Below are 25,737 nucleotides of genomic sequence, written 5' to 3'. Positions count from 1 at the left end.
TTTAGCGGAATAATAGGTGCTGACTGTGAATGCCTGCTTTTTTCAGAAGCGCCATCAGCTGCTCCTGCTCCTCTTTTGTCAAGCCTGAAAAAGCCCGTGCGATTCTCATCGAATGGATGGGATAAATCTCATCGAGATAAGCCTTGCCCTTTTCCGTCAAATTCGCGTAAACAGACCGTTTATCTTTTGGGTCTTGCTCTCGTTTGATGAAACCGTTTTTTTCTAATTTGTCGATCACATACGTCACATTGCCGCTTACAAGGAGCAGTCTGGAGCCGATTTGCTGCAGCTTTTGGGCTCCCCTTGTATACAAAAGCTCCAATACAGCAAATTCCGTAGGATTAAAGCCATGTTCTTTGCTGTCCCTAATACTATGTTCAGACACGCTTTTAAAAGCTCTGGCAAAAACCTTGTACAATGACATAGCACGGTGAACTTCTTCCTCATTAAACGAAAGTCTCATATCATCTACCTCTTATACTATTTTCTTAATGAACCCAGGAAAATGAAAACCCTTACAAAGTTGAAAAACAAAGGTCATTATTTTCCTATATTCTATATGTATATATTTTCGTTATACGAAAGAAAATTCCTTCTTATTTTTTGAAGATATTAAAAAAGAAGCCCGCATTTTTCAGGAACGGCCTACTTTGAAAACGGGCGGGCTTTATTTTTTCGAAAAAAATAAAAATATTCGTTTCTCAGCTCTGTAATCGTCATCCCCTGTAAATGATCCTGTTTGTATACCCCAAGCGAAATCAATTTTTTCGAATAGTGGTTTCTTTCTTTTTCCAATGCGTTTTTTAGTAATTTGCTCATGGCTTCTCCTTTCGTTTTCATGTATCCTTATGATCAGAATACGCCACATTTGTTAACCTTAAATTAAGATTGCGTAAAAATTGAATGACACCTCCTCTTTTTTAGGAGGATTTTTGATGAAGGCCGTTTTGCACTGCTCTCAGGAGCGGAAAGGCGTTATGACCGGCAAGCTTCATTAATGCCTCGAACAGTTCATCCCTTTTGTTGTCTAAAGCGACGATTTCTTTAGCAAGTGAGACAGCCTGGTGTTCCTTCATTGATCAATTCCTCCTCATCATCTCTGTATCCACAGCATACAAGAGATATCTTCCCGCTGCACTTCTTCTGTAAACTTTTCTTCCGCATTTTTTCAAAAAAAATAATATGTATGTTAGATTTTCTTACAGATGTCAGGTTTTTTCCCGCGTTTTCATATATAATACAAAAAAAGTCATCTTAGGGGTGGGAAAATGACAGTCGAAGACCTTTCTTATAAAGATAAAAAAGTGATATCAATCGGCATCGTCAGCGAGCTCACAGGCTTGTCGGTCAGGCAGATCCGCTATTATGAAGAGCGGAAGCTGATCTACCCGCAGCGTTCCTCAAGAGGCACGCGGAAATACTCCTTTGCGGATGTAGAACGGCTGATGGATATTGCCAATAAACGCGAGGACGGCGTTCAGACGGCGGAAATCCTCAAGGATATGCGCAAAAAAGAACAGAGCTTAAAAAACGATCAGCAGCTGAGAAAAAAGATGCTCCAGGGACAGCTTAACGCTCATTTTAAATACAGAAACCGTTAAAAAAACGAATCATCCCCGTCGAATGATTCGCCTCACTGCTACCGATCGGTATGTCCGATAAAATCAATCATGATGCCCTTGTCGGGATCGTCGCGAATACGAAACGCGATCGCTCCGGGCTCTCCGCTTGGTTTCGCCTTGTAGGCGGCATGGAAGACGTGGATGCTCGCTTCATATATTTGAAAATCATCCTCGTCAAGCCCGGCTATCCCCCATTTCTGTTTTTCGTTCAGGATTGTTTCCGGGGAAGGAAGAGCCCCTTCTACGTAGAGCCGTTTCATGCCGGACAGGTCGTTCTCCAGTATGGCCTCCAGCATGTTTTCCACGGCAACAAGCCGCCGGTCTTTCCCCTCATCCTCATGCTGGCACCCGGCCATCACCGCAAAAGCCAAACATATCACAACAGCAGCCATTCTCTGCATACCCCAACCTCCCTGTTCTCTCGCCTAAAATATATAAACTTTCAGGGCGTCTGGCAAGAAAAAACCCTCCTTTATCAGGAGGGCTGTTTTTATAATGCATGAATAAATGCAGTTGCAATTCCAAAGTAGATCAACAGAGACAAGATGTCATTCAAGGTTGTAATCAGCGGTCCGGAAGCGATGGCCGGGTCGACATTGCATTTGTGAAGAATAATCGGGACGATTGTACCGGCCATCGTTCCGATGATCAGCGTCGCCAAAAGCGAAGTGCCCACGACAAACCCGAGCAAAAGATTACCCTGCCACACAATCGCGATTCCCGTAATCACGACAGCGCAGACAAGACCGATGATGATGCCGACTCTGAGTTCGCGGAAAATCAGACGAAAAATCGTTTTTTTGTTGAGCTCTTCTTTTGAAAGGCCTCTGATGACAACGGCTAAAGACTGGGTCCCTGTGTTTCCCGTCATTCCGGCGATCATCGGCATAAAGAAGGCCAATGCGACAACCTGTTGAAGCGTATCTTCAAAATAGCTCATGATGCTTCCGGAGATCAAGCCGATAAACAACAGCAGAATCAGCCAAGGGAGCCGCCGGTATGCGGCTACATATGACTTTGTATCAAATGTGATCGCCTTACCTGAAGCAGCGAATTTTTCATAGTCTTCATTCGCTTCCTGGATGACGATGTCGATGATGTCATCGACCGTGACGATTCCGACAAGCTTATGGTTTTTTTCGACAACGGGTATCGCCAGAAAATCATAGCGTTCAATCAGCCTGGCGACCTCTTCCTGATCTTGCAGGGCCTCTGCGGAAATAACCCTTGTGAACATGAGATCCTGAACTTTTTCATCAGGTTCGGCTAAAATCAAATCGCGGTAGGATAAAACGCCGACGAGCTGTTTGTCATCATTGATCACATATAGATAGTTGATCGATTCGGCGATTTCGGCAAAGCTTTTCAGCTTGACGACAGCTTCTTTGACCGTGTAATGCTGCGGAATCCACACATAGCGGTTTGTCATGATTCTTCCCGCAGTTTCCGGCGGATAGTTCATCAGCACGCGGACCGCTTCTGATTCTTCCGCTTCCATGCTCGAAAGAAGCTGATCTTTCAGCTTCGGATCCATTTCCTCCAGAAGCGCGGCAAGATCATCATTATCCATCTTGTTCATGACATGGATCGCTTTCTCTTTGCCGACCTTGTTCAACACAGCAAGCTGCTCTTCTTTGTCGAGTTCACCCATCAAATCGGTGATGTCTTCAACTGTTAAAAAAGACAGATAGCGTCCGCGGTGCTTTTCAGGCAACTCCTTGAACAAAATCGCCATATCATATGGCTGCAATTCTTCCAAAACACTTTGAAATTCCTTGCGTTTTCCGTCTCTGAGTAAAATAATAATTCGTAAAATCAATTCATCATATGTCATGTTTTGTACCATGGCAACCTGTACCTCCTTTTCAGGAGATCCTTATATCACCATAGCAAAAGGGGTGATAGGCAGGGATCTCCTCATGTCGATCAGCATTATGTCTTTCTTCTTGTTTTTCAAATGTTTAAACCGCCTCGAATGGGGAGAATCCATACTCACACCTCCTTGTATCATGGAGGAAAGGTTTACTTTCCTCAAAAAATAAAAAAACACCTATTTCATTAAAATGAAGGTGTTAAAAGCCATACAAAATAAAACCCTAACGCCTCCCAATCGTAGAGCTTTAGCACTGTATGGCATAGGCAAAAGTGCCAGCTGCGTTAAAAATCACCTTATGTCGATGATTCTTGTTGACCCATTGGCGTCTTTGGACATTTTTGGGCAGCAGCGTATCTCCATACAGGAGCCTCACCTAACGAAGAGCTATATTTACCAGACACACTGAGATTACAGAAAAAAAGGAGAGCTGTCAATAAGAAAAACAATTTTTCCTACCTTCTTATATGCGTGGATTCCCTTTTTCGTCACAAACAAACCGGTTTTCGTCAAGTGCGGCGTTTCTCCCGCTATTTTTCACTGTCATTTGGTATGTCTTCCTCTGACAAGAAATGATAGTTCTCATGCAACAAAAGCGCATATTCCCCGTCATACTTCGGATGGGGGACATATTCCGCCTGCTCGATTGACAATTCTCCTCTTTGATGGGCTTCTTTCTCTTTCACATCTGTCACCTCCTTTTTCATAGGATGCCTTTTTCCGGAAATAATATGAGGCTTCATTTATCTAGTCAGTTCCTCTCTTTTTTCTCATTAAATTGGTTCTTTTCACTCATAACTCTGTCAGCTTATTCTATTATTCGACTTTTATCACCTATTCTCAATATTTTTAGATTTTTCTTAAAATTCATACAAATGAACCTTTTTTTAACAGAACAATTGTTTTACAATATTACCACACACCTTGTAACCCATCTAAAGCAGCACAAAACAGGGAGGGCTTTGAAATGCAAATGCGATTAATTCCTTATGTCACTGATGCAAAGCTGATGGACGCGAATGAACGGCCGGAAGGAATCGATGCGATTAAGGCGCCGGAGCTGTGGTCACAAGGTTTTAAAGGAAAAGATGTCACTGTCGCAGTGCTTGATACAGGCTGTGACACGTCCCATCCTGATTTAGCGGATCGAATTATCGGAGGCAAAAACTTTACTGATGATGACAACGGAAAAGAAGATCTGTTTCTTGATTATAACGGACATGGTACACATGTTGCGGGTACAATTGCGGCAAACGGCGGGATTTCGGGTGTCGCCCCTGAGGCCAACCTTTTAATTATCAAGGTTCTTGGCGGTGAAGACGGCAGCGGTGCTTATGAATGGATTATTAACGGCATCAACTACGCCGTGGAGCAAAAAGCCGACATCATTTCCATGTCGCTCGGCGGACCGGCCGATGTTCCCGAATTGAAAGAAGCCGTGGAGAATGCGGTGAAAAGCGGTGTTCTAGTCGTCTGTGCAGCCGGAAATGAAGGAGATGGAAATGATCGCACAGAGGAATACTCTTACCCGGCGGCATACAATGAAGTCATCGCTGTCGGCTCCGTTTCATTGACGCGTGAATCATCCGAGTTTTCAAACGCCAATAAAGAAATTGATCTCGTCGCACCCGGGGAGAAAATCCTCTCCACATTGCCGAACCAAAAGTACGGGAAGCTGACGGGCACTTCGATGGCAACCCCTCACGTCAGCGGGGCGCTTGCTCTTATTAAATCACTGGAAGAGGACGCATTTAAGCGGAAATTGACAGAGCCTGAAGTATATGCTCAACTGATCCGCCGGACCCTGCCGCTCGATTACTCAAAAGCCCTGATCGGCAACGGCTTTTTATATTTATCGGCACCCGAGGTTTTAGCCGAAAAAGCTGGCGAAGCAAAGCTTCTTTCCCTTTAAACCTGAGGCCGTCGACATTGTCGGCGGCTTTTTTGTTGTGCGGCTTCATCAAATCTTTTTAATAGTAAGAATTCAAAAATTATTTTGACTAAAAGAACATGACGGTATATAATCTACTAAACAATTTCATCGCCGGGAGCATGGTAATCTAATTCAAGGTTAGATTTTAAAAGGGAAGATTGGTGAAAAGCCAACGCGGTCCCGCCACTGTAAATGAGGAGGTTGTTTCGTAAAACCCACTGTTTCTATACGGGAAGGGTGAAATAACTGTTGATTCATGAGCCAGGAGACCTGCCTGTTCTAACGCACCACATACCTACGGTCGATAGGAGGTGTTCGAGTTGACGTAACAATTGGCTACGTTTATTTCTCGTTCGCAAAAATGCTGTTTTAGGCATTCACCTTCAATTGTCCGGAGAGTGAGTGTCTTTTTTTATTGAACATAATAAGGAGGAAACGTTAAATGACAAATGTAAAGACAAGCAGCTTAGGATTTCCAAGAATCGGCTTGAACAGGGAATGGAAAAAATCGCTTGAGGCTTATTGGAAAGGAAAAACGGATCGCGAGACCTTTCTCAAGGAAATGGACGAACAATTTTTAGGGGCGCTCAAAACCCAGCTTGACCAGCAAATCGATATCATACCGGTTTCCGACTTTACGTTCTATGATCATGTTCTTGACACAGCGGTGATGTTCAACTGGATCCCTGAAAGGTTCAAGAATGTAAACGATCCGCTGGATACTTACTTCGCAATGGCGCGGGGTACGAAAGATGCCGTCTCATGCGAAATGACAAAGTGGTTCAACACCAACTATCACTATATCGTGCCTGAATACGAGAAAAACGCGCAATACCGCTTGACGAAAAATAAGCCGCTTGACGATTACAAGAGAGCAAAAGCGGCATTTGGTGTAGAAACCAAGCCCGTTATTGTCGGCCTCTATACTTTCGTGTCGCTGGCAAAAGGCTATGACAAGCAGGAGATAAAAGATATTTACGATCAAATGATCCCGCTTTACATCCAGCTTCTGAAAGAGCTTGAGCAGGAAGGCGTCAAATGGGTGCAAATCGATGAGCCTGCCCTCGTGACGGCATCACCGGCCGAAGCGGCTGCCGCAAAAGAAATCTATGAGAAAATAAAAGAAAACGTGTCAGGATTGAATGTGCTGCTGCAGACATACTTTGATTCAGTTGACGCCTATGAAGAGCTTGTTTCATTCCCAGTTGACGGAATCGGCCTTGATTTCGTCCATGACAAAGGCAAGAACCTTGAGCATTTAAAAACGCACGGCTTCCCGAAAGACAAGGTGCTTGCCGCAGGAATTTTGGACGGCCGAAACATTTGGAAAGCCAATCTTGAAGAGCGGCTCGACTGGACGACAGAGCTTTTGAGCGGCCTTGGGGTACGCGAAGTTTGGCTTCAGCCTTCAAACAGCCTGCTTCATGTTCCTGTGGCCAAACACCCTGATGAACAGCTTGCCAATGATTTAATAAACGGGTTATCTTTCGCCAAGGAAAAGCTTGTCGAACTCACACTGCTAAAGGAAGGCTTAATTTCCGGGAAAGCGGCCGTACAGAGCCAAATCACTGAAGCGAACGAACACCTGCAAGCTCTGAAGCAATTCGGCGCTGCCACCAACACCGCATTCGCCGAAGAAAGAGACCGGCTGACAGAGGATGACTTTAAGCGTCCGACGGCTTTTGAAGAAAGGCTTCGGATACAAAATGAATCCCTTGGCCTTCCCCTTCTTCCGACGACAACGATCGGAAGCTTCCCGCAAACCGCTGAAGTGCGCAGCGCCCGGCAAAAATGGCGCAAGCAGGAATGGTCAAATGAACAATACGAATCATTTATCGAAGAGGAAACGAAGAAATGGATTGACATCCAGGAAGAGATCGGACTTGATGTCCTTGTCCACGGTGAATTCGAACGGACGGACATGGTGGAATATTTCGGTGAAAAGCTCGGCGGATTTGCATTCACGAAATACGCCTGGGTTCAGTCTTACGGCTCCCGCTGCGTCCGTCCGCCTGTGATTTATGGGGATGTCGAGTTTAAAGAGCCGATGACGGTAAAAGAAACGGTTTATGCGCAGTCTCTGACTTCTAAAAAAGTAAAGGGCATGCTGACAGGTCCTGTCACGATTTTAAACTGGTCTTTTGCCCGCTATGATCTGCCGAGAAAAGAAATCGCCTTCCAAATCGCGCACGCTCTACGCAAAGAGGTCGAAGCGCTTGAAAAAGCCGGAATCCAAATCATCCAGGTTGACGAACCTGCATTAAGGGAAGGCCTGCCGCTTAAAGAACGCGATTGGAATGAATATCTGACGTGGGCTGCCGAAGCTTTCAGACTGTCCACTTCATCTGTTCAAGACACAACACAGATCCATACACATATGTGCTACAGCAACTTTGAGGATATCGTCGATACGATCGAAGACCTGGATGCAGATGTGATTACGATTGAACACAGCAGAAGCCACGGCGGATTCCTTGAATATCTTGAAAAACACCCTTATTTAAAAGGACTCGGACTCGGCGTTTATGATATTCACAGCCCGCGCGTCCCTCCTACCGATGAAATGCTGACAATTATCGAAGATGCCTTGAAAGTTTGTCCAGCTGATCGTTTCTGGGTCAACCCTGACTGCGGATTAAAAACACGGCAGCCTGAAGAAACGATCGCTGCTTTGAAGAATATGGTGGAAGCCGCAAAACAGGCAAGGGATAAGCTGGCTCAGACTGTTTAAATTCACAATACGTTCAAAAAACAGAACCATCCGGTGATTCGGATGGTTCTTTCTCTTGTCCGCCGCCCGTCATAGTTCAAAAGAATCATTGCACAAGGTCTGTTCAGCAGGAAAATATTATGACTTTTGATTCATTCGTACGATTTTCTTCCGGATGCTTTTCTTTTAACATATGGATAGTAGATGATGGAAGGGAAGGAAAATATGTAGTGATCGACGATGGAAAAGCCCTGGAACGGGAATTATACAAAAAAACATGTTATGAAGACATTCATTCTCTTCAACATTATGTAAAAGAGTTGAATGCTGCCATAGGCGAGCTGAGGCATGAAAGCTCCGCTATTTTAAAAGCTCATCAAATGTACATAAACGGCTGGCGGGGCCAGGCGCGGAAAATGTATGACGCTCTTTTGGACGACCTTGACCGCGCGGAATTCCGTGTATACGACAAGCTGAGATTCGTCAAACAGCATGCGGCTGAGGAGATGGAACGGCTTCAGCTGGAAGCCGAGGAACTGATATGAGCATTCGGCTGAATGTCCATGATTTGCATGCCCTTTCCCGTCAATTTCGCCATTCACACCAGAAAATCAGTGATCTGATGCTTCTTTTGCATCGTCACCTTCATGTCCTGCTCTCAAGTGTGTCAGCAGCAAAGATTAGCGAAATCGATCAGGCCCAATCCGAAATGGAACATGAACTCAAAGGATTTTTACATACGCTTGATGACCTGGAGCATTTGCTCCGGCACACCGAAATCCGTATGAAAAAAACGGATCAAATGCTTGCCGCCCGGCTTTTTCAGAGCGGCGGCCATCTCGCCGGCTATCCGCACATCATGTCTTTTTTGGCCGCCTCCAAACATTCGGCTGACAACTTCAAGATGACAGCTTCGCTAACGTGTGAACCTCTGATTTTACTGAAACAATTGAAAGAAAACGGCCTGTCGGGCCTGTTTACGGGAAAACGGACTGCATCATATGTTCAATTTGATGACCGGGGAAAACGGCAGCTGTGGTCGGTTCGGCGCCTGTTAAGCCGCAAAATCGCAAGGAATCTTTGCCTTTTGGCCTATCAGCAGGCAGCAAAAGGCCCGCTTTCATATACGGGTTCTGCATTTTCCAGAAAAGCGGCCGAGGCGGACGCATCCGACCTCAACACCGTTTGTCTTCACGGAAGCCAAAAAATTTCCGCCTCTGCCCTAGCCGGGTTCAGCGAACAAGCAAAACAGGAACGGAATGAAGACGAGCTTGCTTCTATAAAAGCCTGATCTTTGAGATCAGGCTTTTATATGTATCTACCAATACACATTCTCTTTGATTCTATGCTCCCCGTCGCCTTCTTTGATGATGACCGCGCTTCCTTGTTCGGGAATGGCGATAACCGCAAGCGCCGTATCATGGACATAGCTTGAGTTCCATAATTCATGAAGGGGGCGCTCTTTCAAAATATTCAAAAGCATTAAGATGAACACAGAATGGCTGACCAATAAAACGTTTCCTTCCCGGTGTTTTGCGCGAATCTGCTCAAACGCCCGCTTTACCCGTGTTTCAAAGACTTGAAAACTCTCCCCGCCGCTTGGAATATACCGTTCAGATGCTTGAAAGTAGGATTCCAGCATGCCGGGATCTTGCTGTTTGATTTCGTCATACGTTTTTCCTTCCCAAGAACCCAGGCTGATTTCTCTAAAGATGTCGTCCTCAATAAACGGGATGGTGCGGTCCCCGAGTATCGCCCTTGCCGAATCGACTGCGCGCCCGCTGGTGCTCACATATGCCGCTTGAAATGGAATACTTTTCAGCTTCTCTCCGAGCGCTTTCGCATTGGCTAAACCCAAGGGTGTCAAATTAGAATTCGCCCAACCCTGCATTCTCTTTTCGATATTCCACTCCGTCTGCCCGTGTCTTGCCATATATAAAGTTAGCAAACAATCCTCTCCCATTTTTTTGATTCTCGCGTCCATTGTATGCCAACAACACGTCCAAAGCAAATATACAGAATATTCAAAACAACGTTTATTTTGCCGGGAGCATCAGCTATAATAGAAAGGCAAGACAACCAAGGAGGATACAGACATGAATCACGAAGCATTCTTACAGCGCGCAATCGATCTTGCAGTCGAAAGCGTAGAATCCGGAACAGGGGGGCCTTTCGGCGCTGTGATTGTCAAGGATGGCAACATCATCGCCGAAGGAAAAAACAATGTAACAACGAGCAATGATCCAACCGCACACGCGGAAGTAACGGCCATACGCCTGGCCTGTGAAGCAATTGGCGATTACCAGCTACACGACTGCGTTCTTTATACAAGCTGTGAACCGTGTCCAATGTGTTTAGGGGCGATATACTGGGCGAGGCCGAAAGAAGTGTATTTTGCCGCCAGGCATTCAGATGCCGCACAAGCCGGCTTTGACGATACGTTTATTTATGATGAAATCATGAAAAACCGGGCCGACCGGAAAATTCCTTTTTATCAAATGGAGCTTCACGCTAAACTTGAGCCTTTTCAGACGTGGGAAAACACGGATGATAAAATAGAATATTAATGTAAGGAGCTTTCCATTTTGGAAAGCTCCTTACCATTTAATCCGCTCATTCCTTATACCAGTCAAGCGCTTGATCTTCCGGTTCAAAATCAAGGCTTTCCGCTTTTCCATCCTTTTGTATCTCAAGCCTTACGGTTTTGCCTTGCAGTTTTTCGGGAGCCTCAGCTACATCTCTTTCAAAGTCGGACACTTTCTGATATGTTTTCTCCCCCGCTTCAGTCTTGATTGTGATATCGTGATCAGACTCGCTGACAAGCGTTGCAATGATGTGCTGTCCGCCGTCAGCCTCGCGTTCATAGACGCCGTTTTGATCCGCTTTTGCCTGAGGCATCAGCTCCGCCTCTTCGGCCTCCTGTGTCTTGCCGTCCACTTCGACCTTGACAAGCTTCCCGATTAAATCATCGTGTGCCTCTTCACTTTTAAACTGCCTGCTTTTTGGAATGATCAATTCCCGGTCTTTGATTTTCAAGGTTATCTGGTCATCTTCTGCTAGAATAAGCTTTCCTATCAAATCAAAATCGGCTTCTGACCGTCTGTTTTGGTCATGGGAATACTTTCTTAAGTCACCCTGTTTTCGGTTCGCTGTTTCAGCGGATTTATGGTTGCCGTCATCCTCTTGTGCTCCGCCTCCGCAGCCTGCGGCAAGCGCGATGACGATCAGCCCGCCGAGCACAATTGCTTTTTTGATATGCTTCATATGCTGCTCCTTTCAATCTTGTTTTACTTTCATCCTCTAAAAAAGAAAGCAAACACTCCTGTTTGCTTTCCAGCTAAACGCCCGATTTATTTTACTTCAAGGCTGACATCTATATTTCCTCTCATCGCTTTTGAATACGGGCAAAAATCGTGTGCGGCCTTGACGAGCTCCTCGGCTTTCTCCTTTTCAAGACCTTTGGCTGCGACGATCAGCTGGACGCCGAGCTTAAAGCCGCCGTCACTTTCATCTTTCATCAGGCTGACGCGGCCTTCCACTTCAGAGTCAAAGTCAATGCCCTGCTCTTTGGCGACATGTTCTAAAGCGCCGCCGAAGCATGCCGCATACCCCGCCGCAAACAGCTGTTCAGGATTTGTTCCCGATTCGCCTTCCTTTTTTTCATTCGGCATGACAATGTTGTAATCGAGAACACCATCATCTGATTGGACATGTCCAGATCGTCCGCCTTTTGCCGTTACTTTCGCTGTGAATAATGTCGTCATGATTCTTTCCTCCTTACGTTTTCCCTTACTCTTTATATTTCACAAAATCCGCTTTTTAAACATGCCGACAGCCTTTTTTAGTGAAATAATAGGAAAAGGACGAAAAATTTTATACAATGAAATGGAACAAAGAAAGAGTTGGTGAACCGATGACAAATGAATTCGAACATATGAAGCTTGAGAGGCAGCTCTGTTTCCTCCTGTATGCCGGCTCGCGCGAGATGACAAAACTGTACAAGCCGCTTTTGGACGAGCTGAAGATTACATATCCCCAATACCTTGCACTTCTTTTACTGTGGGAGCATGGTCAATTGAGCGTGAAAAAAATGGGTAAGCTCCTTTATCTCGATTCAGGCACGCTGACTCCGATGCTGAAACGAATGGAGCAGAGCGGCCTGCTGACAAGGGAGCGCTCCCATAAGGATGAACGCTCTGTGATCGTAAAGCTGACGGCAGACGGCAGAGCCCTCCGTGAGAAAGCAAGCTGCATTCCCGCTGACATGCTAAAACAGACCAAATTGACGGCTGAAGAGCTCAACGATTTAAAACATGCGCTTCAATCGCTCCTCGCCACATTGACGAAAGAAAATTAAGGCGCCTTCAAATATGAAGGCGCCCTTTTTTATGAAATGACCGCAAGACTCACTTCTATATTTCCGGAAATCGCTTTTGAGTACGGGCAGACTGTGTGTGCTTCGTGAACAAGTGTTTCCAATTCGGCTTTGTCAATATCCGCGCTCTTCACTTGCAGTGCGACGCCGAGCCGATATCCTCCGTCTGCTTCATCTTTCAGAAGGCTGACATTTGCCGTTACTTCTGTTTCGATGTGCAGGCGCTTCTTCTTAGCGGTTAATTGCAGCGCGCTGTCAAAGCATGCCGCATATCCGGCGGCAAACAGCTGTTCAGGATTGGTCGCTTTTTCTTGTTCTTTCGCTTTTATCGTGCCCGGCATGGCGAGCTCCAGCGCCAATGCGCCGTCAGAAGAGGTCACTTGTCCGCCTCTTCCTCCTTTGGCGGTTGCTTGAGCGGTAAACATCGGTTTCGTCATATTCATTCTCCTTTATTTTCGATTTTGCACAATTTAATTTTACAAAATACAATTGAATTGTGCAATAAAAAAACATCCCGCCCCTTTAGATGAGGCAGGATGTCCATATGTTAAATGCGGATCTGTCCATTTCCTTTCAGGATATATTTTGAGGATGTCAGCGCCTCAAGACCCATCGGGCCTCTTGCGTGGAGCTTTTGCGTGCTGATGCCGATTTCCGCGCCGTACCCGAATTCAAACCCGTCGGTAAACCTTGTCGACGCATTGTGGTAAACCGCCGCTGCGTCAACAGACGTTAAGAAAAAGCGGGCATTTTCCTCATTTTCGGTCAATATCGCTTCTGAATGCCGTGTTCCATAGCGGTGGATATGGCGGATCGCTTCATCGAGGCTGCGGACGGTTTTGATGCTTACGACAGGCGCCAAAAACTCCGTCTCCCAGTCAAGCTCGCCGGCGGGCACAGCCGAAGGAAGCAGCTCACATACCGTCTGGTCCCCTCTGATTTCAACACCTGCTTCCGCAAGCTTTTGCAGCAGGGCCTTCGATTTTTCCTCCGGCCAGTCTTCATGAATGAGCACTGTTTCAATCGCATTGCAGACGGACGGGCGCTGTGTCTTCGCGTTAATGACTACCCGCTCCGCCATATCAGCTTGCGCCGATTCATCGATAAAGATGTGGCAGTTGCCGGCCCCTGTTTCAAGTACAGGTACCGTCGATTCCCGGACAACCATATCGATGAGGTTTTTTCCGCCTCTTGGAATCAGCACACCGAGATATTCGTTTAATGTAAACAGCTGCTTTGCCGTTTCCTTGCGCGTATCTTCGATCAGCTGGACGGCTTCCTTTGGAAGCGCAGACGCTTCCAAAGCCTCCCGAATCACACGGACTAAAGCTTGATTGCTATTCAGCGCAGAGGAGCTTCCGCGGAGTACGCAAGCATTGCCCGTTTTCAGGCAAAGTGTTGCGGCATCAGCCGTGACATTGGGCCGCGCCTCATAAATCATCCCGACAACGCCGAGGGGCACGCGGATTTTCTCGATCAAGAGCCCGTTGTCTTTGCGGATTGTTTCAAGATTGTCCCCGATCGGATCATTCAGCGTCATGAGAAGGGTAATCGCGTCCGCGATGTCGCCGAGCCTTTTTGCATCAAGAGAAAGCCGGTCCAACAGCGCAGGTGAGAACCCTTTTTCTTTTCCGAGTGCAATGTCTTTCTCGTTTTCCGCCAAAATATATTCCTGATTGGAGCGAATCGCTTCCGCAATCAGTGAAAGCGCCTTGTTTTTCTCTTCCGTCGTCCGATGAACGAGCTCTTCGGCCGCTTTTTTCGCCTTTTTCGCTTTTTCGATCACTTCATTCATTTCGTTTCATCCCCTTATTCTTTTATGCTAATCCAATCATCTCGATGGATGACCTCAATCCCTTTATCATAATGAAATTCATCGCTTCGTTTTCCTTTTATTCGCAAGAGTTCTTCCGCTGAGTACAGCGTCTGGCCCTTGCCGGCTAACCCATTCGGGCCGTACACTTCTACGACCGCACCCTTTGAAAAATCTCCGTATACTTTGGTGACGCCAGCCGGGAGCAGGCTGCTTCCATTTTCCGTCATCGCCAGTTCCGCCCCTTCATCAATCAAGATTTTTCCTGAAACAGGTGAATGAAAGGCGATCCACTGTCTATGATTATTGACCGAAGACAGGTCTGATTGGCCGATATAGGTTCCGTCGCCATTCCCCTTTAAAATCTCTATAAGCTTTTCTTCACCGGCTCCTGTGCCGATAAATACATTGACACCGAGAGAAAGAGCGGTTTTTGCAGCTAAAAGCTTTGATTTCATTCCGCCCGTTCCGACTTTCGAACCGATCGATGTGGCATAGCTTAAAAGGTCTTCTGTAATGTCGGCGATATAATCAAAGCGGCGGGCATCAGGATGTTCGGCCGGATTTGCCTCATAAAGGCCGTTGATGTCCGTTAAAATGATTAATTTGTCAGCATGGATCAAACCGCTCACTAAGGCGGAGAGCATATCGTTATCACCAAATGTCAATTCTTCCACGGAAACGGAATCATTTTCATTAATAATCGGCACAAGCCCTCGCTCAATCAACTCCGTGATCGTCGCATATGCATTGCGGTAACGTTCCCTTTTGGCAAAATCATTTCGCGTCAACAAGATCTGTGCCGGCAGCAAATCATGCGCTGCAAACTGCTGAATATATTGCTGCATTAACAGGCTTTGCCCGACGGCTGCTGCGGCCTGCTTCCCCTTTATAGTAACCGGCCTTGCTGGATAGCCGAGCTGAAAAAAGCCGGCGGCGACAGCGCCGGAAGAAATAAAAATCACTTCGTGGCCTTCTTTTTTCAAAGCGGTAATCGCCCGAACATGGTCATGGACTTTCGCCTCATCTATCCCGCCTTTTGAGTCCGTTAATGAACTGCTTCCGATTTTGATGACAATCCGTTGTTTTTTCACGTTTCTTCCCTCCGAGATGATCCAGGCGGAAGCCAATAAAAAAAGCCCCTTTCGTCTTTAGAGAAAAGGACGAAAAGAGCTTTTTCCGCGGTACCACCTTCATTGAATGCGCAAAAAACTGCACATTCCGCTTTCCCCTGTAACGCAGGGTTTGCGCCTAGGTTTTTCCCCTAAGACTCCGAGGCAGGTTCGGCAGGTTTCATGTGGTGAAATGTTTCAGCATGTCATTTCACTCTCTTTCACAGAAAGGTCTGCTTACTGGTCCTCTTCAACGCTCGCTGATTTTTTATTATTATGCCCAGTAAAAATGCCGCTGTCAAGAGCTTTCTCACCGGCGATTTTTAATTAAAAACGATGGTCTTATTTCCATGAACGATAACCCGGTCTTCCAGATGCCATTTGACCGCTCTGGCAAGAACGCTTCTTTCAATCGTCCGGCCGATGTTTTTCAAAGCCTCCACATTATCTCTGTGGTCAACGCGTTCAATACCCTGTTCGATGATCGGGCCTTCGTCCAATTCGTTTGTGACGTAGTGGGATGTGGCTCCGATCAGCTTGACCCCTCTTTCATATGCGCGCTTATACGGATTGGCGCCGATAAAAGCAGGCAGGAATGAATGGTGGATATTGATGATTTTATTCGGATGCGCCGAAACAAACTCAGGGGTTAAAATCTGCATGTAACGGGCAAGGACGATGACATCTGCGCGATATTCTTCAAGCCATTTCAGCTGCTGTTTTTCGACTTCTTGGCGGATGTCTTTGTTTGCTTTCATATAAAGAAACGGAATATTCAGCGATTCAACGATCTCTCTGGCATCCTCATGGTTGCTGATCACCGCGGCGATCTCCGCCATCAAATTGCCGCTCTGCCATTCCCACAACAGCTCATGGAGACAGTGCAGCTCTTTGGACACGAAGATGACGACCCGTTTTAATTCGCTTGCGGGTGTGATGCTCCATGTCATTTGGAAAGACGCTGCGACAGATGCGAATGTTTCTTTCATCCGGTCGATTTTTTCGCGGATTCCCGCAGCTTCAAATTCGATTCTGAGAAAGAAACGGCCGCCTTCCGGATCTGTCGTATACTGGCTCGATTCAATAATATTGGCGCCGTTGTCATATAAAAATGCGGAAACGGCCGCGACAATGCCCGGCTGATCCGGACAGCTGACGAGCAGGCGCGCTTTCTCGTTATTGATTTCCTGATAATGCTCTAACTGTTGTTTCATATATGCTTTCATTTTGATTAAAACCCTCTTTGTCTTGTAATTCGTAAACTATCTCTTCATTATACTTGAGTTGATTGAAAAATCAATTTGTGTACGCCTATTTTATAACCGGGGACAGTTTTTAGCTGATCAGCTTTAATCCGACGGCTGCCCCCAATATAAGCGCGATAAAAAAGATGCGTTTGGCGTCTTTCGGTTCTCCGTAGAAAAGGATGCCGGAAAGCGTTCCGCCAACGGTGCCGATTCCGGTCCAAACCGCATAAGCCGTTCCCATCGGCAACGTCTCCATGGCAAGAGAAAGCAGGCAAAATGAGGAGGCAAACCCGGCAATCAACAGAAAGATCCATTTAAGCTGTTTATCTTGATGAAACTGGTTCATCATCGTCACACCGAGCATTTCCAAGACGCCGGCGGCGACTAAATAGATCCATGCCATCACGAAGCCTCTCCTTTCTCTTCATTAGTCACAAGCTTCAGCCCGATCACACCGCACAGCAAAACACCGATCAGTACAAGCTTGACGATGTCGGCCGGTTCATGAAACAAGATGATCTCGCACAGCACCGTTCCCGCTGTGCCAAGTCCGGTAAATACCGCATAAACGGTGCCGACCGCAAGCTTTTCACCGGCCTTAATCAAAATATAGAAGCTCGCAACGACGGCCGCCGCCGTCCCTGTCCATTCAATCGCTGTATCGGCATGCTTCAGCCCGATCACCCAGCAAATTTCAAACATGGCCGCCAGCACAACACTGCCCCATCTCATATTCGTTCCCTCCAATCATCATTTAGCAAACGAAAAAGCCCGGGTTATCGATGAAAACGATACTCCCGGGCTTTTTTCCCTCCGTGTGCATATGAACGAAGTCATATGTGTTTTCTCTCGGACCAGACCACATGCCGATGTGCGGAACCCTAGAAAACTTTTGGCGATATCATATTTTACTATCTAGCATCATACCAAACGCATCATCCAAAATCAACTTTCATGCTTTCGGAATTCTTTCAGCAATGCCTGAATATGCGCCTGATGATAGCGGTTATGATCCGACAGATGCCAAATCCCCCAGCGGATCGTGGCAGCGCCTGTTTCATATGGAACCTTTTTCTGCAAGTCTGTTTCCGAAAACCTTTTAACGGTATGTTTCAATAATTCCAGCACCTCATCATACTGCTCGAGCAAAGCAGATAGCTGGACACCTTTTACGTCGGGCAACCGGCCGTTTTCATCTGTCATCGGTCCGTAGCGATCTTCAAGCTCCCTTGGAAACGCCTCTTCTCTCAATCTGTAAACCCAGCGGATGTCGACATTGATTAAATGATAGATCAGCTGGGCGATGCTGTTTTGATCGCCGCGTTCCCCTTTATATTCCAGTTCCTCCTGGCTGATGCCGGAGACGATCGATTTCAGCCGTTCAATATTTTCGTTGGCGGCAGAGAACAGAATTCCGGTGACAGGCGCCATCTGTTCATTTGTGTGTAAATCTTTTATAAATGTCATTCTGTCACTCCTATTGGTTTTCGTACTGAGAAAATCCGGCCCTTTAAATGAGTGGTATGTTTATGGAGCCGTTTTTTTGAAACCCTTTGCTTCAAAGACGGAAAGCAAAATCAGGCCGAGATAAGGAATATACGCTTCCGCCAGCATCGCTCCCGGTGAATTCCATTCAAGCCACTGGAACAAAACATGTACGCCCGCGATCAATGGGGGCAGTGCCGCCAGAAATTTCACTTTCATCCAAAAAGAGAGCAGGGCGATGACGATGAAGGCAACCGCCATGACCAGCCAGCGCCCAGAACCGTCAATCGTGAGAACCGGAGCGCCCCAGAAGCGGTCGAGCAAGATGATAGCCAAGATGGAAGAAAACATGAAAATGGAATAAATCGATATGTACACGGCCGTTCTTTTCTTTCCTTTAAATGCCGAAATGCGTCCGAGAACAGGTGTCATGATGATCCCGAGCAAAATGTAAAGCGGATAGCCTATCAGCGCATATGGCGAATAGTTGAGACTGCTGTTTACAGCATCATTGAAAATAAACAGGGAGATCGCCCCGAGCAAAATGAAAAACACCAGCCGTGCGTTCTCCCTCGGTTTTGTCGAAAGCTCTTTTGCGACCTCCTGTGCATATGCTTTCGGAGAGTCCCCGAAAATTTGCCGCACGCTTTTTCCTTCTTTTTCGCCTTCTGCTGCGTGAACTGTTAGTTCATCCATAATGCCTTTAATTTCTCTATCACTTTTTCTTTTAGATACCAAATACAGTCTCATATCATCTAAAACTTCCTGCATGCCTTTTGACAACACTTTTTTTCACTTCCCCTCAACCTTTTTGTCCAGCAATGCGTCTACGCTCTCAGACAGCGTTTTCCATTTCGTGATAAATGATTGGAGCTCCTCTTCTCCTTGAGGTGTAAGCGTGTAATATTTTCGCTTCGGCCCGCTCGCCGATGCTTTCAGCTCGGTTTTGACCCAATTCTCCTTTTGCATCCGCAAAAGAATCGGATAGATGCTCCCTTCGCTTATATCTGAAAAACCGTATGACGACAAAACCTTTGTCATTTCATAGCCGTAGATTTCCCCTTTCGAGATGACAGCAAGCAGACATCCTTCTAAAATCCCTTTCAGCATTTGCGTCGAACTCATCATATTCTCCCTTCGGTATCTTGTCATACAAGATACTTACACCTTACCACACACTATTTTGTTATGCAAGATAGCAGACGTAAAAAAAGCAGGCATGCCACATGCCCGCTTACGATATTATTGCAGTTTTCCAACACCGGCTTGTGCTTGTACAATCTCAGGCACATCGGCGGCATCGTCGATTTTTTCATAGAGCTCAGGCGTCCAGCCTACTGTTGTTTTGATCGACGCATCGTTCGCTTCATTATAAGCGGAGACAACACTGATTTTTTGATCATTCAGCAGCATGTCTTGTTCATAGAGCTCGTCTCCTTTAAAGACCTTCATCAGCTTCTGCGGCTTTGTTCCTTCAGGCATCTCGAAGTAGTTGTCTTCCGCATATATTTTTGAAGAGTAGCCGACACCCCATGAATAATTGTAGTTTTTCGTGCTTTTAAAATAGTTGTTGTAGATGTGCACTTTACCGTAACGTACACGCGGCGCACGCTCTTTAATATTTTCGTACATGTTGTGGTGGAATGTCACTCTCAGATGGCCATTATCGGCTTTATAACTGTCGCTTGATCCGACAATCGTGTTTTTCGAATGACCTGCAAACACATTGTAGGAAACAGTGATGAAGTCAGACTGTTTTTTGATATCAAGCAGTCCGTCATGGTGCTGAAATTCGCGTCCGAAATAAGTCTCGGTTTCCTCATCAGGCTTATTTCCGTCATTGAATGAGCAATGGTCGATCCAGATATGCTTGGATGACTCGATTAACAGATTATCAAATTCAGAGTTCCAGTTCCCGCTGCTTCCGTCGGTCGGATCCCAGCCGGGGAAGAAATCATAGGCATTTTCAAACTCGATATTGCGGACAATGATATTTTCGACACCTTTGATATAAAGGCCGCCGCCGATGATTTTCGCATCATCGCCCAATCCGATGATCGTCGTATTGGAACCGACGCGAATGATAACGCGTTCTTTCTCGTTCTTTTCAGAGCGGAGTCTTGCTTCTTCAAGCTTTCCTGACGGTTCTTTTTTGCCCCATTTCTTCGGGTCATAAGCTTTCAAATACTCTTCAATGCTGTAGTCAGGATCTTTATAATCATCATAGCCCAGAGGCTTGTTTTGATCATCGACACTGAGATCAATCGTACCTTTCACATAGATGATTTTCGGCGTGTCATTCGTGCCGTTCTTGCTGTTGTTCCCTCCGAGCGCTTCAACAAGCTGCTTCCGGTTTTCAGCTGTGTACACATGGTCTGAAGAAGCGTCGGCACCGCCGGTTGTTCCATCTCCATATGCGCCCCAGCCGTCTTTGGCCCCCAATGTTTCTCGTCCGTGGTCTGCTGCTTGGACGGAAAAAGACGAGCCGAACATCAGCAGAGGAAAAATCATCATGCTACAAAAAAATTTTTTCAATACTTGCACCTTCCATCTAAATTTTTTCACAAAAACTAATATATTCTATAAAAATACATAAAACAACAGATTTTCCTCCTATTTTTTTCGTCATTTACCAAGAGATGTATGACGAATTCCCCAAGGACATAGTGCAAAACTTACCTAAATATGAAGGCAGCTGAAATGAAGATGATGGCAGATTGATTTTTCAGAATAATAAATAAAATTGTGGCTAATCGGTGAACGGAGATGTTTGAGCTTTTCCGCAGGTTAACTTGGTGAGTGTGATTCGAGGCGAGGAGCTTTCGGCTGAAGAAAAGCAATAAGGACGGTTCAACCGTCCTTACAAAAAAACGCCAAGACCCCGGCTGCTATTAAACAGGCGAGTGTTGGCGGCTTTGATTACCATGGCTTGTCTACAGCGAGGGCCTGAGCGAGGGCTTTGCTGTGCTTCCGGTGGCTTTTGCGTTCTTCCGCCCGCTGTTCGGCTGTTTTGTGCAGCATGATCTCTTCTTCCGTCTCCGGCTCGACCTGTGGAACAGGCTGGGGATTTCCGTTTTTGTCAAGAGCCACAAATGTTAAAAAGGATGTTGCCGCAAGCTTGCGTTCGCCCGTCAGCAAATGTTCTTTAATCACTTTCACAAACACTTCCATTGATGTTTTACCGACCCATGTCACATACGATTCAAGGCACACGGAATCCTCCTGCCGGATCGGCTCAAGAAAATCGACGGAATCCATTGAAGCGGTGACCGTTTCACACCTGGAATGCCTTGCTGCAGATATCGATGCAATATCGTCGATATAACTCATCAGCTTTCCCCCGAACAGTGTGTTGTGGTTGTTTGTATCAAGCGGAAACACCCGGCTTGTTTTCACAACTTTTGATTCCCGGCAGTATCTTTTTTCTGGTCCTGTCATGTCCATTACTCCTTTGATGTCTGATTGTTTATAAGGTGAATGTTCTTTATTAAACACTATTAGAATTCATTTGTCTAAAGTTTTTTATCCGGATACTTGTGAGATTTTCTTGCTAAAACGTTTATTTCCAATCTTGCGAAGGGAATAATGAAAGTATGAAAGGAAGATGGGGGAGAGAAATATGGACTCAGCAACGCCGAAAAAAGATTATCAAGCAAGCTGCAGCAGCGAATATGATCTTTTAAAAAAAGTTGTGCTATGCAGACCCGAATACATGGAAATTGCTGAAGTCATCAATGCTACACAAAAATACTACCATAAAGAAAACATCGATAAAACGCTGGCCGTCCAGCAGCATAACAGATTGATTGAGGAATTGGAGAAACGCGGTGTTGAAGTGGTGCTTCTGCCTGCGCTGAGCCAATTTCCTGAGCAGATATTCACGAGGGACATCGGGTTTATCATCGGCGAGACCGTTTTCTCCGCTCAGCTTTCCGCCGATATCCGCCAAGGTGAAGAGAACGTGTTGCAGGAATGGCTCGGCAAGGAAAACATATCCTATAAGACCTTTAACGAAGGATATCAAATTGAAGGCGGAGACATTTTGATTGATCAAAACACCGTCTTCGCCGGAATCAGCCACAGAACGACATTTTCAGCTGTTCGGGAGCTTAAACGGCAGCTTCCCTCATATGAAGTCATTCCGATTCCGTTTGAAGAAACATTTCTCCACCTGGACTGCGTCTTTAACATTCTTTCTCCAACAGAAGCGCTCGTTTATCCAAAAGCCTTGGGAGAACAAGAATACCAGATACTAGGGAAACACTACGATCTGATCGACATAACGGATGATGAACAGTTCACACTCGGAACAAACGTCCTGGCCATCGGCAATCAAACCGTCATCAGCCTCCCCGATAACAAAAATGTCAACAATCAGCTTAGGAACCGGGGCTATACAGTGATTGAAATCGATCTGTCCGAGATTATCAAATCCGGCGGATCATTTAGATGCTGTACGATGCCGATCGTGAGAAGCTGCAGTTGAGGAGCCGTCAAGGCTCCTCTTTTTTCGTCCGCCACTGCTTTATCTAGCCTGCATCGTCAATTTCGGGCCGCCCGCTTCTTCATCTTTTCTCACGTCTCCATCATACAAATGGCAGGCGACTAAGTGGCCTGTGTCCGCTTCCTTCAACACGGGCTTTTCCAGTGCGCATATGTCCATTGCCGCCGGACACCTTGTCCTGAACACACAGCCGCTCGGCGGGTCGATCGGGCTCGGGAGCTCGCCTTTTAAAATGATTCGCTTCCGCTTATCTTCGATGTCCGGGTCGGGGATCGGAATTGCGGATAAAAGGGCCTGTGTATACGGGTGAAGCGGTTCTCGATAGAGCTTGCCGCTGTCTGTGATTTCAACCATGTTTCCGAGGTACATGACACCGATGCGGTCGCTGATATGCTTGACCATTGAAAGGTCGTGAGCGATAAACAGGAAGGTGAGCCCTTTTTCTTTTTGCAGTTTTTTCAGGAGATTGACGACCTGCGCTTGTACGGAGACGTCAAGAGCTGAGATCGGTTCATCACAGACGATGAATTCCGGTTCAAGCGTGAGCGCCCTGGCAATGCCGATTCTCTGCCTCTGACCGCCGCTGAATTCGTGCGCATAGCGATCGGCAAAGCTTTTGTGCAAGCCGACGGCTTCCAAGAGCTCGTCCGCTTTTTTGAGGCGCCCTTTATTTCCCCCGTATAAACCGTGGATTTCCATCGGCTCCATCATAATATCCCTGACCGTCAGGCGCGGATTCAGTGAGGCGTACGGGTCTTGAAAAATCATCTGGATTTTGCGATTGTACTGAAACGCCTCTTGCTCATTCAATTGATGGATATTGACGCCCCGATATGTCACCTCGCCTTCGGTCGGTTTATAAAGGCGCAGCAGCACCCGCCCTGAAGTCGATTTGCCGCAGCCTGATTCACCGACAAGCCCGAATGTCTCCCCTTCTTTGATCTCAAAGGAAATGCCGTCGACCGCTTTGACCGTTTTGCCTTTCCCGGCGTCAAAATGCATTTTCAGCCGGCTGACTTTTAGGAGTGTATCTATTTTCATGGCGATCTCCCCTTCGTTTTTGTTTAAAAGTAGCGCCTTGCCGCACACAGCTCTTTTTCATAAATCGTGCCTTTAAGAGATATGATTTCAATCGATTTTCCCGTTTTCGGCGAGTGGAGCATCCGCCCTTCCCCACAGTAGATGCCAACATGATGGACCCGGCCTTGGCCCTCTTCATATGCAAAAAACAGCAAATCCCCCTCCTCCAGATGGCTTAAAGAAACGTCTTTGCCTCCTTTTGCCTGATCACCGGCATCGCGGGGGGCGAGGTGTCCGTTGGCTTTCAGCATATTGAAGGCAAACCCTGAACAATCATAGCCGAATCCGCTCATTCCCCCCCATAGATACGGAAGGTTTAAAAACGCTTTTCCCGTTTGCACGATGTCTTTGCCAGAGCCTTTGCGATGTCCTTTGATTGTCGCATCTGCTTTTTTCAGCCATTTTCGTCCCAATGGCGTCGCCACTTCAAACCAGCCGCTCTCCTCCGATAGAACAGCGAGCTTTGTGAGAAAGCTTAATTCGAGTTCTTTTGTTTTCTTTTGATCATATAAAAAAGCAGTCGGTTTTTGAATAACGGCGCAGCTTTCGGTCTTGGGATCTGTTTTTCTGACCAGGCAGGCTGCGGGAATCCAGCCCGGATAACCACGCTCATTTTTCGCAGATGGCTGGCCGGGAATGACGACAGATGCCCAGCCGTCCTTTTCCTCGAGCACCTCGACATCTTCGCCGAATAAAACCTGTGTTTGCAGAAGGTTTTCCGTACACAGCGCAAGGCGGTCTTCATATGCTAGTGACTCAAGCCAATGTCTGATAGGAGCGGGTTTTGAGAGCATCATTTCATCTGCACGGCGCGGTGCTTCGGGATGTGTCCAAACATTGGCTACCGCGACGGCGGCTGTATAGACCGTCATCAGTCATCTCCCCTTAAACCTTTGATATAATCAATCCCGAGTCCCGGGACTTCCGGAATCGTCAGTTTCCTGCCTTCATAAATGATGCCGCCCTGGACGATGTCTTCTTTCAGCATAAGCGGTGCGTCAAAGTCAAATCTTGTCACGTTTTTCTGGCTTGCGGCAAAGTGCGCGGCGGCTGTAATGCCGAGCCTCGTTTCGATCATGCTTCCAGCCATGCATTCCACACCGCAGGCTTCTGCCATCGCATTGATCGTCAGCGCCTGGCGGATGCCGCCCGCTTTCATCAGCTTGATATTGATCATGTCGGCGCTTCTTGTTTTCAAAACCAGGAACGCCTCCTCTGCTGTAAAGACGCTTTCATCCGCCATGATCGGCGTATCCACTGCATCTGTTACTTGCTTCAAACCTTCAAGATCGTGTCTGTGGACAGGCTGCTCCACAAGCTCAATATCAAGACCTTCATCTTCCATCTTGCGAATGGCTCCTATCGCCTGCTTCACTGTCCAGCCTTGATTCACGTCGAGCCGGATGTTAACCCCGGACCCGCTTACCTTGCGGATTTCGCGGATACGGGCCAGGTCTGTTGCGATGTCGTCTTTTCCGATTTTGATTTTCAAGGTGTGATAGCCTTCTTTTATATAGCGTGCGGCATCCTTTCCCATTTCTTCGGGGTCGTTGACACTGACGGTAAAGTCCGTCTCCATCTCCCGCCTGTATCCCCCCAAAAATTGATAAAGAGGCAGGCCGCACATTTGCGCTAAACAGTCATAAACAGCCATATCAACGGCCGCTTTCGCACTTGTGTTTCCAATCATCAGCTTTTCGATTGTATGAAAAATGGCGTCCGCTCTCAGTAAACTTTGGCCGATCAGCGCCGGGGCGAAGACCTGTTTGATCGCCCCTTCGATGCTTTCAAGCGTTTCGCCGGTGATGACGGCGGTCGGAGGCGCTTCTCCCCAGCCTATCGCCCCGTTCTCAGCTGTGATTTTCACGATGACAGCCTCTGCGGTATGTACGGTTCGAAGCGCGGTTTTAAACGGTTTTTTCAGGCGAACGCTGGCACGGTATGTGGTGATGTCGGTGATCTGCATGCCGGCCCTCCTTTCTC

Annotated in this window: 31 protein-coding genes, 3 riboswitches and 1 other annotated feature; of the genes, 8 read left to right on the top strand and 23 right to left on the bottom strand. The window is 46.7% G+C overall.

Annotated features, from left to right (window positions below; genetic code table 11):
• Nucleotide 1: 1 nt before the first annotated feature.
• From P3X63_RS07725 to P3X63_RS07715, 3 genes are all read right to left on the bottom strand, one after another.
• Nucleotides 2-463: a MarR family winged helix-turn-helix transcriptional regulator gene (locus tag P3X63_RS07725; RefSeq protein WP_026586689.1), complete on the bottom strand. Its 462-nt coding sequence runs from the start codon at nt 461-463 to the stop codon at nt 2-4.
• A 182-nt stretch (nt 464-645) separates the two neighbouring features.
• The gene (locus tag P3X63_RS07720; protein WP_026586688.1) at nt 646-819 is read right to left on the bottom strand and encodes a Fur-regulated basic protein FbpA; all 174 of its coding nucleotides are present in this window, start codon (nt 817-819) and stop codon (nt 646-648) included.
• A gap of 101 nt (nt 820-920) precedes the next feature.
• On the bottom strand, nt 921-1,076 hold the full coding sequence (locus tag P3X63_RS07715) for a hypothetical protein (protein ID WP_179115738.1): 156 nt from the start codon (nt 1,074-1,076) through the stop codon (nt 921-923).
• A gap of 192 nt (nt 1,077-1,268) precedes the next feature.
• Here P3X63_RS07715 and P3X63_RS07710 point away from each other — a divergent pair, with 192 nt between their 5' ends.
• A complete protein-coding gene (locus P3X63_RS07710) occupies nt 1,269-1,601 on the top strand; it encodes a MerR family transcriptional regulator (protein ID WP_026586687.1) in 333 nt (110 codons plus the stop codon).
• A 38-nt stretch (nt 1,602-1,639) separates the two neighbouring features.
• Here the strand turns inward: P3X63_RS07710 and P3X63_RS07705 are convergent, their stop codons facing one another.
• The 3 genes from P3X63_RS07705 to P3X63_RS07695 form a co-directional block, all read right to left on the bottom strand.
• Entirely contained in the window at nt 1,640-2,023 is a 384-nt protein-coding gene (locus tag P3X63_RS07705) for a hypothetical protein (RefSeq protein WP_026586686.1), read from the bottom strand.
• A gap of 89 nt (nt 2,024-2,112) precedes the next feature.
• Nucleotides 2,113-3,468, bottom strand: a complete 1,356-nt coding sequence (gene mgtE, locus P3X63_RS07700) for a magnesium transporter (RefSeq protein ID WP_026586685.1) — start codon at nt 3,466-3,468, stop codon at nt 2,113-2,115.
• 252 nt (nt 3,469-3,720) lie between these two features.
• A riboswitch (M-box (ykoK) riboswitch) is annotated at nt 3,721-3,886 on the bottom strand.
• A gap of 139 nt (nt 3,887-4,025) precedes the next feature.
• Entirely contained in the window at nt 4,026-4,181 is a 156-nt protein-coding gene (locus P3X63_RS07695) for a transcriptional regulator SplA domain-containing protein (protein ID WP_142246129.1), read from the bottom strand.
• A gap of 281 nt (nt 4,182-4,462) precedes the next feature.
• Between P3X63_RS07695 and P3X63_RS07690 the strand changes: the two genes are divergently transcribed.
• The 4 genes from P3X63_RS07690 to P3X63_RS07675 all read left to right on the top strand — a co-directional run bounded on the left by P3X63_RS07690 (nt 4,463) and on the right by P3X63_RS07675 (nt 9,429).
• Complete coding sequence (locus P3X63_RS07690; RefSeq protein ID WP_026586684.1) at nt 4,463-5,407, top strand: S8 family peptidase; 945 nt, start codon at nt 4,463-4,465, stop codon at nt 5,405-5,407.
• A gap of 123 nt (nt 5,408-5,530) precedes the next feature.
• A riboswitch (cobalamin riboswitch) is annotated at nt 5,531-5,720 on the top strand.
• Nucleotides 5,721-5,870: 150 nt separating this feature from the next.
• Complete coding sequence (gene metE / locus P3X63_RS07685) at nt 5,871-8,159, top strand: 5-methyltetrahydropteroyltriglutamate--homocysteine S-methyltransferase (RefSeq protein WP_077736958.1); 2,289 nt, start codon at nt 5,871-5,873, stop codon at nt 8,157-8,159.
• A gap of 209 nt (nt 8,160-8,368) precedes the next feature.
• Nucleotides 8,369-8,683, top strand: a complete 315-nt coding sequence (locus P3X63_RS07680) for a DUF5082 domain-containing protein (RefSeq protein WP_277692703.1) — start codon at nt 8,369-8,371, stop codon at nt 8,681-8,683.
• The gene (locus P3X63_RS07675; protein ID WP_277692702.1) at nt 8,680-9,429 is read left to right on the top strand and encodes a hypothetical protein; all 750 of its coding nucleotides are present in this window, start codon (nt 8,680-8,682) and stop codon (nt 9,427-9,429) included. Before P3X63_RS07680 ends, P3X63_RS07675 begins: the two co-directional genes overlap by 4 nt.
• A gap of 27 nt (nt 9,430-9,456) precedes the next feature.
• Here the strand turns inward: P3X63_RS07675 and P3X63_RS07670 are convergent, their stop codons facing one another.
• Complete coding sequence (locus P3X63_RS07670) at nt 9,457-10,086, bottom strand: histidine phosphatase family protein (protein ID WP_277692701.1); 630 nt, start codon at nt 10,084-10,086, stop codon at nt 9,457-9,459.
• Nucleotides 10,087-10,234: 148 nt separating this feature from the next.
• Here P3X63_RS07670 and guaD point away from each other — a divergent pair, with 148 nt between their 5' ends.
• The gene (guaD, locus tag P3X63_RS07665) at nt 10,235-10,705 is read left to right on the top strand and encodes a guanine deaminase (protein ID WP_026586680.1); all 471 of its coding nucleotides are present in this window, start codon (nt 10,235-10,237) and stop codon (nt 10,703-10,705) included.
• 46 nt (nt 10,706-10,751) lie between these two features.
• Here the strand turns inward: guaD and P3X63_RS07660 are convergent, their stop codons facing one another.
• Nucleotides 10,752-11,402: a hypothetical protein gene (locus P3X63_RS07660; protein WP_277692700.1), complete on the bottom strand. Its 651-nt coding sequence runs from the start codon at nt 11,400-11,402 to the stop codon at nt 10,752-10,754.
• Nucleotides 11,403-11,488: 86 nt separating this feature from the next.
• Nucleotides 11,489-11,902, bottom strand: coding sequence for an organic hydroperoxide resistance protein OhrB (gene ohrB / locus P3X63_RS07655; RefSeq protein ID WP_277692699.1), 414 nt, complete (start codon nt 11,900-11,902; stop codon nt 11,489-11,491).
• Between the two features lie 149 nt (nt 11,903-12,051).
• Between ohrB and P3X63_RS07650 the strand changes: the two genes are divergently transcribed.
• On the top strand, nt 12,052-12,495 hold the full coding sequence (locus P3X63_RS07650) for a MarR family winged helix-turn-helix transcriptional regulator (RefSeq protein WP_026586677.1): 444 nt from the start codon (nt 12,052-12,054) through the stop codon (nt 12,493-12,495).
• Nucleotides 12,496-12,524: 29 nt separating this feature from the next.
• Here the strand turns inward: P3X63_RS07650 and P3X63_RS07645 are convergent, their stop codons facing one another.
• The 11 genes from P3X63_RS07645 to P3X63_RS07595 all read right to left on the bottom strand — a co-directional run bounded on the left by P3X63_RS07645 (nt 12,525) and on the right by P3X63_RS07595 (nt 21,608).
• On the bottom strand, nt 12,525-12,950 hold the full coding sequence (locus P3X63_RS07645; protein WP_277692698.1) for an organic hydroperoxide resistance protein: 426 nt from the start codon (nt 12,948-12,950) through the stop codon (nt 12,525-12,527).
• 110 nt (nt 12,951-13,060) lie between these two features.
• A complete protein-coding gene (locus P3X63_RS07640) occupies nt 13,061-14,308 on the bottom strand; it encodes a glutamate-5-semialdehyde dehydrogenase (RefSeq protein WP_277692697.1) in 1,248 nt (415 codons plus the stop codon).
• A 14-nt stretch (nt 14,309-14,322) separates the two neighbouring features.
• Nucleotides 14,323-15,420: a glutamate 5-kinase gene (proB, locus tag P3X63_RS07635; protein WP_026586674.1), complete on the bottom strand. Its 1,098-nt coding sequence runs from the start codon at nt 15,418-15,420 to the stop codon at nt 14,323-14,325.
• Between the two features lie 62 nt (nt 15,421-15,482).
• Nucleotides 15,483-15,701 (bottom strand) — a binding site (T-box leader).
• 60 nt (nt 15,702-15,761) lie between these two features.
• A complete protein-coding gene (gene purU / locus P3X63_RS07630) occupies nt 15,762-16,664 on the bottom strand; it encodes a formyltetrahydrofolate deformylase (protein WP_077736959.1) in 903 nt (300 codons plus the stop codon).
• Between the two features lie 109 nt (nt 16,665-16,773).
• On the bottom strand, nt 16,774-17,088 hold the full coding sequence (locus P3X63_RS07625) for a DMT family transporter (protein WP_026586672.1): 315 nt from the start codon (nt 17,086-17,088) through the stop codon (nt 16,774-16,776).
• Complete coding sequence (locus P3X63_RS07620) at nt 17,088-17,417, bottom strand: DMT family transporter (protein ID WP_026586671.1); 330 nt, start codon at nt 17,415-17,417, stop codon at nt 17,088-17,090. The genes P3X63_RS07625 and P3X63_RS07620 overlap by 1 nt, the downstream gene beginning before the upstream one ends.
• 60 nt (nt 17,418-17,477) lie before the next feature.
• Nucleotides 17,478-17,581: riboswitch (guanidine-I (ykkC/yxkD leader) on the bottom strand.
• Between the two features lie 49 nt (nt 17,582-17,630).
• Nucleotides 17,631-18,152 (bottom strand): DinB family protein, encoded by a 522-nt coding sequence (locus tag P3X63_RS07615; protein ID WP_277692696.1) that lies wholly within the window; start codon nt 18,150-18,152, stop codon nt 17,631-17,633.
• Between the two features lie 60 nt (nt 18,153-18,212).
• Entirely contained in the window at nt 18,213-18,920 is a 708-nt protein-coding gene (locus P3X63_RS07610; RefSeq protein ID WP_277692695.1) for an HAAS domain-containing protein, read from the bottom strand.
• A gap of 42 nt (nt 18,921-18,962) precedes the next feature.
• Nucleotides 18,963-19,295 (bottom strand): PadR family transcriptional regulator, encoded by a 333-nt coding sequence (locus tag P3X63_RS07605; protein ID WP_026586668.1) that lies wholly within the window; start codon nt 19,293-19,295, stop codon nt 18,963-18,965.
• A gap of 117 nt (nt 19,296-19,412) precedes the next feature.
• Complete coding sequence (locus P3X63_RS07600; protein ID WP_277692903.1) at nt 19,413-20,684, bottom strand: pectate lyase family protein; 1,272 nt, start codon at nt 20,682-20,684, stop codon at nt 19,413-19,415.
• A gap of 405 nt (nt 20,685-21,089) precedes the next feature.
• The gene (locus P3X63_RS07595) at nt 21,090-21,608 is read right to left on the bottom strand and encodes an acyl-CoA thioesterase (RefSeq protein WP_026586666.1); all 519 of its coding nucleotides are present in this window, start codon (nt 21,606-21,608) and stop codon (nt 21,090-21,092) included.
• Nucleotides 21,609-21,789: 181 nt separating this feature from the next.
• Between P3X63_RS07595 and P3X63_RS07590 the strand changes: the two genes are divergently transcribed.
• Complete coding sequence (locus tag P3X63_RS07590; protein ID WP_277692694.1) at nt 21,790-22,656, top strand: dimethylarginine dimethylaminohydrolase family protein; 867 nt, start codon at nt 21,790-21,792, stop codon at nt 22,654-22,656.
• A 39-nt stretch (nt 22,657-22,695) separates the two neighbouring features.
• Here P3X63_RS07590 and P3X63_RS07585 read toward each other — a convergent pair whose 3' ends face one another.
• The 3 genes from P3X63_RS07585 to P3X63_RS07575 are packed head-to-tail and all read right to left on the bottom strand — an operon-like array spanning nt 22,696 to nt 25,720.
• On the bottom strand, nt 22,696-23,715 hold the full coding sequence (locus P3X63_RS07585; protein ID WP_277692693.1) for an ABC transporter ATP-binding protein: 1,020 nt from the start codon (nt 23,713-23,715) through the stop codon (nt 22,696-22,698).
• Between the two features lie 23 nt (nt 23,716-23,738).
• Nucleotides 23,739-24,626 carry a C40 family peptidase gene (locus P3X63_RS07580; RefSeq protein ID WP_277692692.1) on the bottom strand — a complete coding sequence of 296 codons (888 nt, stop codon included), beginning with the start codon at nt 24,624-24,626 and terminating at the stop codon, nt 23,739-23,741.
• Nucleotides 24,626-25,720, bottom strand: a complete 1,095-nt coding sequence (locus tag P3X63_RS07575) for a mandelate racemase/muconate lactonizing enzyme family protein (protein WP_026586661.1) — start codon at nt 25,718-25,720, stop codon at nt 24,626-24,628. Before P3X63_RS07575 ends, P3X63_RS07580 begins: the two co-directional genes overlap by 1 nt.
• Between the last annotated feature and the right edge of the window lie 17 nt (nt 25,721-25,737).

The sequence above is a fragment of the Bacillus sp. HSf4 genome (assembly GCF_029537375.1).
In the GTDB taxonomy this organism is placed as follows: domain Bacteria; phylum Bacillota; class Bacilli; order Bacillales; family Bacillaceae; genus Bacillus; species Bacillus sonorensis_A.
The sequence above is the reverse complement of the archived record's forward strand: the minus strand, read 5'-3'. Positions and strand labels throughout refer to the sequence as shown.